Origin of the sequence: Massilioclostridium coli (assembly GCF_900095865.1) — a bacterium.
Lineage (GTDB): Bacteria > Bacillota > Clostridia > Oscillospirales > Ruminococcaceae > Massilioclostridium > Massilioclostridium facile.
The window spans coordinates 124,798-138,647 of record NZ_FMIZ01000007.1; the positions used below are offsets into that span (position 1 = coordinate 124,798).

At 35.2% G+C, this 13,850-nt stretch carries 9 protein-coding genes; 5 read left to right on the top strand and 4 right to left on the bottom strand.

The window, feature by feature from the left end; genetic code table 11:
* The first annotated feature begins 230 nt into the window (after window positions 1-230).
* The 4 genes from BQ2683_RS06065 to BQ2683_RS06080 all read left to right on the top strand — a co-directional run bounded on the left by BQ2683_RS06065 (window position 231) and on the right by BQ2683_RS06080 (window position 9,816).
* Window positions 231-5,603: a family 78 glycoside hydrolase catalytic domain gene (locus BQ2683_RS06065; RefSeq protein WP_069988131.1), complete on the top strand. Its 5,373-nt coding sequence runs from the start codon at window positions 231-233 to the stop codon at window positions 5,601-5,603.
* A 666-nt stretch (window positions 5,604-6,269) separates the two neighbouring features.
* Window positions 6,270-6,971 (top strand): response regulator transcription factor, encoded by a 702-nt coding sequence (locus BQ2683_RS06070; RefSeq protein ID WP_069988132.1) that lies wholly within the window; start codon window positions 6,270-6,272, stop codon window positions 6,969-6,971.
* Window positions 6,972-6,980: 9 nt separating this feature from the next.
* A complete protein-coding gene (locus BQ2683_RS06075; RefSeq protein ID WP_069988133.1) occupies window positions 6,981-9,263 on the top strand; it encodes a sensor histidine kinase in 2,283 nt (760 codons plus the stop codon).
* 166 nt (window positions 9,264-9,429) lie between these two features.
* Entirely contained in the window at window positions 9,430-9,816 is a 387-nt protein-coding gene (locus BQ2683_RS06080; RefSeq protein WP_069988134.1) for a MerR family transcriptional regulator, read from the top strand.
* Window positions 9,817-10,085: 269 nt separating this feature from the next.
* Here the strand turns inward: BQ2683_RS06080 and BQ2683_RS06085 are convergent, their stop codons facing one another.
* From BQ2683_RS06085 to BQ2683_RS06095, 3 genes are all read right to left on the bottom strand, one after another.
* Entirely contained in the window at window positions 10,086-10,727 is a 642-nt protein-coding gene (locus BQ2683_RS06085) for a lactate utilization protein (RefSeq protein WP_069988135.1), read from the bottom strand.
* Between the two features lie 263 nt (window positions 10,728-10,990).
* Entirely contained in the window at window positions 10,991-11,515 is a 525-nt protein-coding gene (locus tag BQ2683_RS06090; protein ID WP_069988136.1) for a spore maturation protein, read from the bottom strand.
* Window positions 11,505-12,089, bottom strand: a complete 585-nt coding sequence (locus tag BQ2683_RS06095; RefSeq protein WP_235843894.1) for a nucleoside recognition domain-containing protein — start codon at window positions 12,087-12,089, stop codon at window positions 11,505-11,507. Before BQ2683_RS06095 ends, BQ2683_RS06090 begins: the two co-directional genes overlap by 11 nt.
* 186 nt (window positions 12,090-12,275) lie before the next feature.
* On the opposite strand from BQ2683_RS06095, the gene BQ2683_RS06100 reads away from it, so the two are divergent.
* On the top strand, window positions 12,276-12,521 hold the full coding sequence (locus BQ2683_RS06100) for an AbrB/MazE/SpoVT family DNA-binding domain-containing protein (RefSeq protein ID WP_069988137.1): 246 nt from the start codon (window positions 12,276-12,278) through the stop codon (window positions 12,519-12,521).
* A 136-nt stretch (window positions 12,522-12,657) separates the two neighbouring features.
* Here the strand turns inward: BQ2683_RS06100 and BQ2683_RS06105 are convergent, their stop codons facing one another.
* Window positions 12,658-13,770: an SLC13 family permease gene (locus tag BQ2683_RS06105; protein WP_069988138.1), complete on the bottom strand. Its 1,113-nt coding sequence runs from the start codon at window positions 13,768-13,770 to the stop codon at window positions 12,658-12,660.
* Between the last annotated feature and the right edge of the window lie 80 nt (window positions 13,771-13,850).

Below are 13,850 nucleotides of genomic sequence, written 5' to 3' on the forward strand. Positions count from 1 at the left end.
CATCCAAAATTATCTATTTGATTTTGGTTAAATATTATAAACAATCTTTTAAAAAGCAAGATTTGATAGTCGAATCGTGTAAAATGATATTGTTTCTTTGTTTATATCATACTATACTGACATTGTATTTATAAAGTAGGGTTTTCTGTTTGAAGCCAGTAATGACAGTAAAATCCTTCTTACTATAATTACAAATAAGACTAAAATCTTGAATAGGGAGGATGAGAAGTTTGAAAAAGCTAATTGCAACTTTAGTTGCAACTGTTATGATGGCTTCTACTGTGCTTAGCTCTGGAATTACCGCGTTTGCCGCAGATGGCAATACTGCTCCAGAAGCTCCAACAAATACAAAAGTAGAGCTGTTGGAAAATCCTTATGGTATTAATACCAAAGACCCATCTTTTTCTTGGGCTATGGTAGATGCTGACAAGGATGAAGTACAAACCGCATACCGCATTGTGGTTGGTACTTCACAAGAAAATATGCAGAACCAGAACTATATTAAAGATACAGATTGGGTATCTTCTTCAGAATCCAGTTATATAAAAGCTGGTTTATCTGATGTATTAAAAGATAACAGCTTGTATTATTGGAGTGTCCAATTAAAAGATAAAGATGGAAAAGAAAGCCCATTATCTGAGCCACAGGCGTTTACAACTGCTGTAGGCGATGGATGGGAAAGCATCAATGGTATTTGGGTTGACCCAAATGCTGCCGCTGCTGTAGAAGACCCATTCCAAAAACATGGTTGGACAAACTATGCAGTTGAGATGGATATGAAAACTTCTGTTGCATTGGGTGTTGTGTTCCGCGCTCAGGATAATAGCAATGGATATATGATCCAATTCCGTTATGGTGGCGGTATTGATCAGGGTGGTAATACCATGAACCCACATACCATTATCAATGGTGGCGTAAAAGCTTATGGCAACTCTATTAAACTGGCAGATAAGGGAATTGAATTGCCAAATAACGAATACTTCCGTGTAAAAATTGCGGTTTATGGGGAAGTTGCTACCGTATATATTAACACTGGTGATGGATTTAAAGAAGCTGGAAAAGTTACCTTTGATGGCGGCTTAACCTATGGTTCTATCGGTTTCCGTAATGGAAGCACCGAAAATGGTTATGTGGATAATATTGATGTATATCCAATCTCTGATGAAGCTGGCACAAAATCAGGGGATAGCTTATATAGCGTAAACTTTGATGATGGACAGACGCCAAATGACTTTAACACAGGCAACAAATTCAAAGTAGAAAATGGTGCTTTATATGTTCCAACTGGCAATGAAAATGGAACAATTAAAACCATGGTACGCTTGAATTCTAATTCAGTATACCCTGGAGAAGGTTCTGATACCACAATTGCACCAAAAGGAAATTTTGCATTCCTGCGTAATGAGTTCAATGTAGACAATAAAGATCAGATTGAAAAAGCAGTTGTGAATGTAACCGCAAAATCTCCAGAAAAAACTCGTCAATTTGTATTTAATCTGTACATGAATGGTCAATTTGTTGGTTTAGGTCCAGCACGTTTTGGAACAAATCTGACCAATGGAAAAGGCGTTTTGTATTACAATACTTATGATGTAACGAATTTGTTACAGAATGGTGAAAATGTAATCGGTGCAATCAACTATACACAAGATGAAAAATCCTTCTTGTGCCAAATGACTGTCTTTTATAAAGATGGCAGCAGTGATGTATTGGTAAATTCTGCTGATGGTACATGGAAAGCATTGGATGGCACTAATATTTTTGGCGATAACGGAAAGAGCATTGGTACAGGCTACTTTAATGCAGCAGCTGAAAATATCAATGCAAACTTATTCCCATATGGATGGAATGAACCAGGCTATGATGATTCCGCTTGGACAACACCTGTTGACAAAGGTGCAATTGTAGGTAGCTATGAATTAAATCCATATGATGCTGACAACGTAAACCGTTATTTGTATGATTCCGCTGTTGTAAAAGATATGGGCAATGGCCGCTGGTTTGTAGACTTAGGCAAAGAAATTGTTGGTGGTTTACATCTGGAACTAAACAGCCCTGTATCTCAGGAAATCACCCTTCATTACGGGGAAGAAGGCAATGCCGAAACTGGTGATGTTCAATGGCAGATGAATACTGGTAATAAGTATGAAGAAAAATGGACATTAAAAGAAGGGGAACAGACCATTGAAAATATTGGTATGAAAACCTTCCGCTATGTGGAAATTTTAAATGTTCCAGAAGGTGTTACCTTAACAACAGATAACTTCAAAGGGTTGGCAATGCATCAGGAGTTCAGTGAAGATGAATCCAGCTTCAATTCTTCCGATGATTTGTTAAATCGTATTTATGACACCATGAAATACACCATTAAAGCAACCAACCAGGATTTGATGGTAGACTCCCAGTCCCGTGAACGTGGTGCTTATGAAGGGGACGTTTTAATTAACCAAATGTCTTCCTACTCTTTTGAAGATGATTATAGTTTAGCACGCTTTTCTATGGAATATTTGGAAACCCATAGAACTTGGCCAGTAGAATATGTATTGTATATGGTAAACTCTACTTGGTACGATTATCTGTATACTGGCAATAAAGATTCTATGATGGAATCTTATGAAAAACTAAAAACCAATCTGGTAGATTGTGGTGCGGATAAAAACATTGTAGATATGGGTGATGGAACTACTTTGGTTACTGTAAACCATACCAATGTAAACCAATGGAACTCCGTTTTGGTTGACTGGCCAGTATCCGAACACGATGGGTACAATTTCAGCAGCGCATGGTATAATACCGTTATGAACGCTGTAACCTATGGTGGTTTTGTAGATATGGCAAAAATTGCTACTGAATTAGGCAAAACAGATGACGCAAAAGCATACCAGGAAAAAGCGGATAAATTAAAAGCTGGTATGATCAAATACCTGTACAACTCTGAAACTGGTGCAGTAAGAGATGGTTTAACCAAAGATAAACAGCCAATTGACCATTATGCACAGCATGCAACAGCATTTGCTTTGGCATATGGTGTTTATGAAGACCAGGCAATGGCAGACAAAATGGCTGATTATATCCGCAGTCAAGGCAAAATTAAAACAAGCGTATATGGCTCTTATTTTGTATTAGATGGTTTATACCGTGCAGGCGCAGGCGATGTTGCAAATGCAATGATGATGGATCGTAGCGCAAACAATGGCGACAGAACATGGGCTTACATGATTGATACATTAGGCGCTACTATTACCACAGAAGCTTGGAATGAAACTAATAAGGGCAATATGACTTATTCCCATCCATGGGGTTCTGCTCCAGGTAGCCAGATTATCCGTGGCTTATTTGGTATCCAGCCAACTAAAGCTGGTTACAGTGAATTCCAAGTAAAATTACAGCCAGAAGGTTTGGAATATGCTTCTATTAAAGTTCCAACCTTAAAAGGCAGCGTACAAGCATCCTTTGATACAAGGGATACCGCAAACGCAATTAGCACAACAGTAACAATCCCAGCAAATACAAAGGCAAATGTAATGGTTCCAACAATGGGGCAGGACCATGGCTATGTATCTGTGGATGGTACGATTACACAAGTTGAAATTGTAGATGGCTACTACAGTGTAGAATTAGGTTCTGGCAACCATACAATTGCTGTTCCAAACGCAGGCAAATTGTCCGCTATGACATCGGATTCTTCCAAAGTTTATGTTGGTCAGACTGATAAAATCAGTACCATCTTTACTACAGCAGATGGGGAAGAAATGGATGCAGCAACAGTTGGCACATTAAGCTACGAATCCAGCAATCCAGAAGTTGCTTCTGTAGATGCACAAGGTACTATTACATACAATGCAGAAGGCAGTGCAACAATTACGGTAACAGCAGAATTGAAAGACGTTGATATGCAAGGTACTCCAGTATCTTATACAACATCTACTAGCTTTACTGTTTCCTGTACCAATGCAAAGGTAGAACGTGTATACATCTCCGTTGATGGAGATTTATATCCAAACGCAACTGTTCAGGCTACCCTAAAAGGTGTTCTGGAATCTGGAGAAGAGGTTGACTTGAAAGCAGCTTCCTTTACAGTAGATAATCCAGAAGCGTTTACAGTGGATGAAAATGGTGTATTAACCGGGGTTGCTCCTGGTGAAGGAACTGTGATTGTCAGCATGACCGAAGGTTTGAACGACCTGGTAGATGATTTCGATTTGGATTACTTCGCTTATAACGAAATGTATAGTGATAACTTTGATAATGGAAACAATACATTCGATGGCTTACAAGTACAGGATGGGGCAGTTGTTGTAAACAAAGGTAACAAAGTATTCTATGATAATGAAGAAGCAAAACAGTGGACAGATTATACTGTTTCTGCTAAGGTAAAAGTTACCTCTAATGCGGCAAATATTACTTTCCGTGCAACAGATTCCAATACATTCTACCTGTGGCAGTTTAGAGCTGATACTAATATGTTGAAAACCCATGTATTTAGTTCCGCCCATGCTTCTAGCCAAGGGTTCCAGTTGTTGGGTGAATATCCAATTTCCAACTTAAAAGCAGGGGAATATAATGATATCACCATCCGGGTAGAAGGCAATAAATTTACTACTTATGTAAATGGTGAGTTTGTAAATGCTACTTATAATGATGAATTAACACATGGTAGTGTAGGTGTTCGTAATGGCGGCAGCGAAAGCTTCCTGATGGATGATTTATTTGTTGGTGATACTCAATTAGTTACTACTTTGGATCTTACTGTAAATGAACCAGCAAACAAAAATATTTTGAATAAAGTAATTGATTATGCGGAAGACCAGAAAAATTCTGATGATTTCAACAATGTGATTGCAGATGTACAAAAATCCTTCAACGCAGCACTGGATAATGCAAAAGCAGTTGCAGCAGATCCAGCAGCAAGCCAGGAAACTGTAGATGAAGCATGGCAGACATTGATGAAGGAAATCCATAAACTAGGCTTTGTAAAAGGCGACCTGACTAACTTAAAGAAATTGATTGAAGTAGCGGATGATTATGATTTAACAAAATATGTGGAAGCAGGACAGGCTGAATTTATTGCGGCATTAGAAGCAGCAAAAGCAGTCGTTGCAGATGGTGACAATGCTTTACAGGGTGACGTAACAGAAGCAACTGACAACCTGCTAAACGCAATGATGAATCTGAGATTAAAAGCTGATAAATCTATCTTAGAAGAAGTTGTGAATCAGGCAACAGGAATGGATTTAAGCCAATATACCGATGAAAGTGTAGCAGTATTAAACGCAGCATTGGAAAAAGCAAACGCTGTATTAGCGGATGAAACATTAACAGAAGATCAACAAAATGTTGTAAATGATGCTGTAGATGCAGTAAAAGCTGCTATGGATGGCTTACAGACAAAATCGGATGAATCCAACGCTGGCAATACATCTTCTAATGGACAAAATAATTCCAGCACAAATAATGGTGATAAACTTGCAAATAATACTGTAAATGCGGCAACAACAGGTGATGTAGCGATGCCAATTATTCTGGTAGTAATCGCTGTTGTAGCAGCAATCGCAATTATTGCAGCTGTTGTTATTTCCAAAAGAAAAAATAAAAATCAGTAATTGATGAAATCCCCCTTATAATATTAAAAAAGCAGTAGGCATTTGTCTGCTGCTTTTTTTGTACAGAAAAAATATCATTACTTATGTAAAATAGCTTAGATGTTGTTTGAATTTTATCATCGTATTTCATTTATAACCATAACATACGATTTTGATATGCTTTAAGTAGTAAGATCTTGAAAATTCAAAGTATCCAATTGTATTGGATACTTTTTTAGATCAGGCGAAACACTAGTTTTTATCTAAAAAGAACATTTATGTTTTTTCTTAATTGGATACAATGTTTTGTGGTGATATATGTCTGTTTGACAAACGATAAATAGAAAATCTTAATCTGATATAAAGCTTGCAGCTTATAAAATAAGGACATAAGTATTATTTGATAGAGCAAATAGAATTTTATAAGTTGATATAGAAAAAAGGCTATTTTGTAGAACTATGTTTTACATTTTATGATAAAAAGATTCGTTTTTAAATGGATCTGCTTTTCCAATAGAACACGATAAAAGTTCGTCATAAATTTGTAAGAAAAATGATGGCAGGTTTGTAAATAATCTAAGTTATGATATAATTAGAATTTAGATGGAATCATTATTTCAACTAAATTTTTTGATTGCTATTTTCCATGGAATTATATTTTAGCAGCAATAAGGAGAGTATAGAAAAATGAATCAATGGACCGTTTTGGTAGTAGATGACGACAAGGAGATTGTAGAATCAGTTGCAATTTTTTTAAGAAATGAAGGATTGCATGTAATGAAAGCATATGATGGAATGGATGCATTGGAGAAAATTTCTGAAAATACGATACATCTGATTTTAATGGACATTATGATGCCAAAATTAGATGGTATGAAGGCAATGATGAGAATACGGGAGCAGAAAAACATTCCAATTATTTTGGTTTCTGCTAAAACGGAGGATACCGATAAAATTATTGGGTTAAATATGGGTGCTGATGATTATATTACAAAGCCTTATAACCCTTTGGAATTAGTTGCAAGAGTCAAATCCCAGTTAAGACGTTATACAAATTTTGGCCAAATGCCAACACAAGCGCCTGTAGTACAGTTGAATGTTGGTGGAATCATAATGGATTTGGAAACCAAACAGGTATGGGTAGAAGGGGAAGAAGTGAAACTAACCCCAATTGAATACCGTATTTTAGAACTATTAATGCGGAACCCCAATCGTGTATTTTCCATCCAGGAAATTTATGAGCGTGTTTGGGAAGAGCCTTATTATAACGCGGATAATATTGTAGCCGTACATATTAGAAGAATTCGAGAAAAAATTGAAATTAACCCGAAAGAACCTCGCTACTTAAAAGTAGTTTGGGGGATTGGCTACAAAATCCAATCGGAATAGGAGGTTATTATGAAAAAAAAGCGGCAATATCTATGGATTACCGTTGTGTCCGTTTTATTTTTAGTTATTACTGGATGTTTGGGCGGATGGATGGCGAGTATGTATAGCTATGCCAGAGTACAGGAGGCAATGAGCCACGTCATCCGTTCCACAAATATAGACCGGCAAGAAAATTATCAAGAGTATTTTGAATCCCCTACTTCAGAATTACAGGAATCTGTTGTAACCAGTTTTTTAGGTTCTAAGCTGATGGATTCTTATATTCCAGAATTGGATACCAATGGCAGTTATCAAAAAGCAATCGAACTATATCAACAGGCAGAAAATCAGTTATTGGAGAATAATGTAGAATATTTTGGAAACTATAATGGATATTCTAGAAGTACAAATTCTTTTCAGGATTTTGATTCCTTTCAAATGTATACTAGTGAAAATGTCAGCGCTTTATCCTGGGCATCCAATGGAAGTTATCAAGATTTGGAAGTCCATTATTTTGAAATGGATAATTATTATTTTACCTATTATCTTCAAGAAAACCAAATTGAAGTTTATCCAAATGGATATCAAGAAATTTTAAATGAACTTTCTGAGTTATCCAATATACTAGCGAATGAACAGCAGTATGAAGCTAATGGTATGCTGGACGCCATCAATATGATCCTTTTATACCAACAAAATCCTGCACAATATTCATTTGGGTTTAGCATTTCTACCTTAAATACTACTCCAATGTATACAACTGCATGTCAAAATTTGATGAATGATGTACAGGTAAGTAGGGAAGACCAATTTATATTGATGTTTTGGGGATATTTGCTTGCGGCAGTATTGTTGATTTGTGTTACCCTGATTTTTAATTTAACAGGGCTTTTGCGCAAAGTATACCGAGGATTAGCAAAATTAATGAAGCATATTTTCCTGGAATTTAAGCTTCTTTTTTGGGGTGCTACTGTCATTGCAGTTAGTTGCTTCTTTATTGTCCTATTTGAGGTCTATTATGATACTGGCATTACAACGTATGATTTTCTGTTCCATATTTTTATTACCTTTTTGCCTGCCGCAATTACACTGCTCTTATTAAGCGCCCTGATTTCTGATTTATATTATAACCATAACAATGTGATATGCAATAATATTATTAACCGTATTTTAAAATCCTATCGGAAGTTTGCACGGAAAAAACCTTACCAAAAACAAATGCATATGCGTATTTTTATCAATATGCTTATTTGGGGAATTGCAATTTTATTTAATGTAATAGGACTTTTTACACGTTCCGCTTTCCTTTATTTTGTTTCGATTGTGGCGCTAATTGTATCTTCTGTTTATTTAGGAAATAAATTATCCCAGATTGCTCATGACATGGATGTAGTAAGCGATAAGATTGAACAAATTAGTATGGGGAATTTAACTAATGAATTATCTGTACTGCCATCCTCTGAATTATCATCTGTGATTACCAATCTAGATCATTTGCAGGAAAATATCGACGAAGAAGTAAAAAATAGGATGAAAAGCGAGCGGATGAAGGTGGAGCTGATTACAAATGTATCCCATGATTTAAAAACTCCATTGACATCTATGGTGAATTATATTAATCTTTTGGAAAAAGAAGAGTTGCAACCAGAATTTGCGAATGATTACGTAAAAATTTTGCGGAATAAAATTGATCGGCTCAAAACCATGACAGAAGATTTATTTGATGTAGCAAAGGCAAATAGCGGAAATATGGAAGTACGGAAAGAGGTCATTGAATTAGGAGAACTGTTGGAGCAGACAATGGGAGAAAACCAGAAAGAAATTGATGCTAGCCAATTGGATTTCCGAATTCAAACATCGGGTAAGGTGTATATTGAAGCAGATGGAGCGAAGATGTACCGTATTTTCAGTAATATCATCAATAATACAGTAAAGTATGCTATGCACGGAACCCGTGTTTATATCCATATTTTTGAGCAAGATAATATTGCTACCTTTATCGTAAAAAATGTAGCCAACTATGAAATGAATTTTGATCCAGAAGAAATTTATGGTAGATTTAAACGTGGGGATGAATCCAGAAGTATAGAGGGTTCTGGTTTAGGGCTTTCGATTGTAAAAAGCTTTGTTGGATTACAAGGTGGGGATTTCCATGTGGAAATTGATGGAGATTTATTTAAAGCAATTGTTCGTTTTCCAGTATATCGTCCTCATAAGCAGCCAGAAACCCAAGTAGCAATCAATAATATAGAACAAAAACCAATCTATCCTTCCTATCCTTTTGAACAACAACCCCCTTTTTATAATAGTTGATAGAATAACGGATGTATTTTTACATCCGTTATTTACTTATAAAGAGAATATATATTTTATATCGTATTAAAATATATGATATTATAAATACTATAAAAATTGTTTGACATGGAGTTTACTCCAAGTGTTATACTAAAATAAAAAGATAAAAAAGGAGGAGATTTCTATGACAATAGCAGAAGTAAGTAAAAAGTATGACCTTTCACCTGATACGCTCCGCTATTATGAGAGGATCGGTTTAATTCCGCCTGTACCCAGAAATAAAAGCGGTATCCGGAATTATGACGAAGACTCTTGCCTTTGGATTGAGTTGATGAAGTGTATGCGGAAAGCGGGAGTCCAGATAGAGGCTCTGATTGAATACGTTGATTTGTTTCAAAAAGGGGATGCTACGGTTGACGCTAGAAAAAATATCCTGATTGAACAGCGGAACCAATTGATGGATCGGATGGAGGATATGCAGCAATCGTTGGACCGTTTAAACGAAAAAATTGAGCGGTATGAACAAGGGTTGATGGTTGCGGAAAAACAGCTGAAAAAGTGGAAGGACTAAAACCTGATGTCAAAAAAATAAAAACCGGACTCTAATAATCCGGTTTTTATTTTTTATTTCTGATTTTATAGCAGGCAAAAAGTGTAAGCAGAAAAACAGATCGTATCAGGACTATCTTAACTGTCCGCCTTATCTTGCTTTTTCATAGAAAGCTAAAATAAATATTGGCAAAATAGTTTGTTTCCAAAGGAAATATCGTAGATTGTAACATATATATCATGAAATATCCTGGAAAGGTGAATTCAGTTCAGGGGATATATGGTTATCATTTAAAAACCATAAGAATCATCTAGAATCAATACCTTAATTCTGTCTTTGATTCGTTGGTGCGCTAAGGCAACATAAGCACAACAGACTCTATCCTCACTATGGCAGTGCATACATTCCCCTGTTTTTACACAAGGGGTGTTGCAAGATAAGCGCATTGTATTGGCTGGTGCTGCTATTTTTTCCATTCTGTTGATTGCATCCTGCATCGTTGGTACAATTTTATTATATCCAACAATTAAAATAACACTTTTTGGACCATAGATCATAGCGGCTACACGGTTACCCCGTCCATCTACATTATATAAAATACCATCCTCTGTCACGGCATTCGAACTTGCAAAATAGGTATCTGCAGTAAAGGCTTCTGCCATAACACTTTGTACCTGCTCTGGTGTAAGTCCGGGTACATTTCTATCTTTTAACTCAATATTGCGACTCTTTAAGTAATCCAATACCCCTGTTTCCTCTAATGTACAGGAACCACCAAAGCAAACTTTTTCACCATCTTGAACCAATTCGTCTAACGTATTGAATAATTGCTCTTTATTGGTGATGTGGTATGCTTTCATCCGATTTTTTTCTAGGTTACGAATTGTTTTTTGAATCCGAAGTTGTTTCAGATTTTCTACCCATTGATTCATAAAATTCCACTCCTTTTTTGACTGGCAGTTTAAAATTTATTCACTTACATTATATAATCACAGCATAACATTCAATACGAGATTAATTGAATCAACATACGTAAAAAAACGAATGTTAATTTCGAAATACGATATTACATACAAAATGTTATTTTTTATCGTAAAACTTTATAATTTGTCGAACACAAAATAGACACCCAAATTTATCAGGCATAAAACTAACATGATAACTTTACTATATTATAAAATAGGAAAATGAAATTTTAATGAACGCCAAATAGTATCCGTACAAATAAACTGCTACAGACAATACCAATCAAATCACCAAATAAGGCAGTGGGGAGGGTATAACGGATATTGGATACACCAACGGAACTATAATAAACCGCAATGGTATAAAAGGTAGTTTCTGTTGAGCCTTGTAATACTGCTGCTACCCTGCCAATATAACTATCCGGATGAAATTGAGTAAAAATCGTTTCACATACTGCTAAGCTTCCACTTCCAGACACTGGTTTTAAAATTGCTAAAGGGAGAATTTCTTGTGGAATTCCCAATGCTTTCGCCAATGGCGCCAAAAATGAAGTGAGTAAATCAATCGCTCCAGAGGCTTGTAACATCGCGATTGCCGCCAATAGACCTACCATAGTAGGGATAAGTCCAACCGCAATAGAAACCCCTTCTTTTGCCCCTTTTAAGAAGCTTTCGAACAGATTCACATGATGGAACATAGCATATAAAATAATGCCGACCAGAATAGTGGGAATAAAAAATAAATCAATCCGCATGGCGTTTCCTTCTTCCCAACAGTTTTGCCATTAAAATTGCACCAAATAAAGAGGTAATGGAACACAATAGGGTAGCGGGGATTAAATCAAATGGATTTGCCGCTCCATGAGAACTTCTTAATACTGCGATTGTGGTAGGGATGAGTTGGATAGCCGCTGTATTCATGACTACAAATAAAATCATATTTTGAGAAGCGGTTTTTTTATCTGGATTTGCTTGCTGCAATAGTTTCATTGCTTGTATTCCAGAAGGGGTTGCTGCATTCCCTAGTCCCATTAAATTTGCGGTAATATTCATTGATATATTTTCTAAGACTTGATCCCCTTTGTTTATTCCATGAAATAATAGCCTTAACAGGGGAGAAAATAAATTAGCTAATTTTTTTGTGAGCCCAGCGTCTTTTGCTATTGTCATAATACCGTTCCAAAAACAGATACCACCCATTAAACCAATTAATAATTGAATTGCCTGGCTTGTACCGGTTAACACAGATTTGTTGACTTCTTCTAATCTTCCTGTCAAAAATCCACATCCAATTGCCAATAAAATCATCCAAGGAAATAATTTTTTCACAAAAATCCCCCCAAAAAACTATCATATATTACATATATATGATATATTTTTCTATTTCATACATTTTTTACAATTTAAAATGCAACTTTTCTTGCTAAAACAGTAGAAATTTTTGACAAAATGATGTATGATATAAATGTGTTCGACATATCCTAGTTTATTTTTAGTAAAAAGGGAGGAATTATAATGAAATCCACAGGTATTGTAAGAAACACAGATAAAGTTGGTAGAATTGTTCTTCCAATTGAGTTGCGTCAGACTTTGTACATCGCAGAAGGGGATCCATTAGAGATTTATACAGAAGAGGATAAAATTATTTTGAAAAAATATAATCCATCCTGTATTTTCTGCGGAAGCACAGAAGAAATGTTATCCTATAAAGGAAAATATATCTGCGCTGAATGTAAAAAAGAACTGATGGACAAAGAATAAAAGTATAAAAAGCTGTTTGATTATATATCAAACGGCTTTTTCTTTTTTACTATTATAAATGTATGGCAGTACTTTAGAAAATTATGTTTTGTTCGATAAAAAAGTCCGGATTTATATTGATAATAGGTACTGGATTTTATCCCATTAAAAAATATAGTATAAGGGATGCGGTTAAAAAAACAAGATTAAAAATAGTAAAATACCCTAAATATGTGTTTTTTTTCTGAGGGGAATCCTTGCATATAAATTTAAAAGAGATAAGGCTTGCCATTGAAGCAATTAATGTACCAAGTCCTCCTATATTCGTACCAATCAACAACAGATTCCAAGAGTTTGTAAAACCGGCCAGTAATAACGCCGCAGGAACATTACTGATAAACTGACTGATGCCGACAGATACTAGAACTTCATTTCCTTGTAATACTGTCTCTAAAAAATGATGTATTATTGAAATCCGACCTATATTGCCAACAAAAATAAAAAATCCAATAAAGGTGAATAACAAAGAATAATCTACTTTTTTTAAAATTTTTCGGTCTGCTATTACTATCGTTGTTAACACAACAACGAATAACGCTATAGTAGGGATGAAATGAACTACCGTTGCCAAGCTTAAAATAAATAGAATACAATAAATAGAAAATAATTTTTTATTTTTCCCTAATTTTTCCTGTTTCAAAAAAGAAGTAGAGATAGGATAAGGCTTTTGAAAAAAGACAAAAAGGGCAATCAAAACAAACGATAAGATTGCATATGGCAAAATGGTGAAAATAAAATTTTGAATAGAGATATTGAATTTTGAAAAAAGGTATAAGTTTTGGGGATTACCAATTGGAGTTAGCATACTTCCCAAGTTAGCGGCAATGGTTTGCATTACAACAACAGGAAGAATCCTATTTTCTTGCTGTATCATATGTAAAATTTCCAATGTAAAAGGGACAAAAGTAATTAATGCTACATCGTTTGTGATAAACATACTGGATATATAGCATAAAAAAATTAAGATCGCCTCTAATTGGCGAGTGTTTTTGACCTTCTTTAACAATAATTCTCCTGTATGACGAAAAATTCCCAATGCTTGAAAACCTTCCATAATTGCCATTAAGCAGAATAAAATACCTAATGTATTAAAGTCGATATATTCAACATATTTTTGATCAGGAAAAATGAAGCAGCAAGAAATAATGGCTAAGCCCCAAGAAACCACTAGGATTGTTTCTTTTTTTACCCAATTTTTTATTTTTTCCATTTTATTTCCCTCAATATAAAAGCAATATTCTTTATCATACCATAATTTAGACAAAAAAGGAATGCCCTATTTGGGCTATA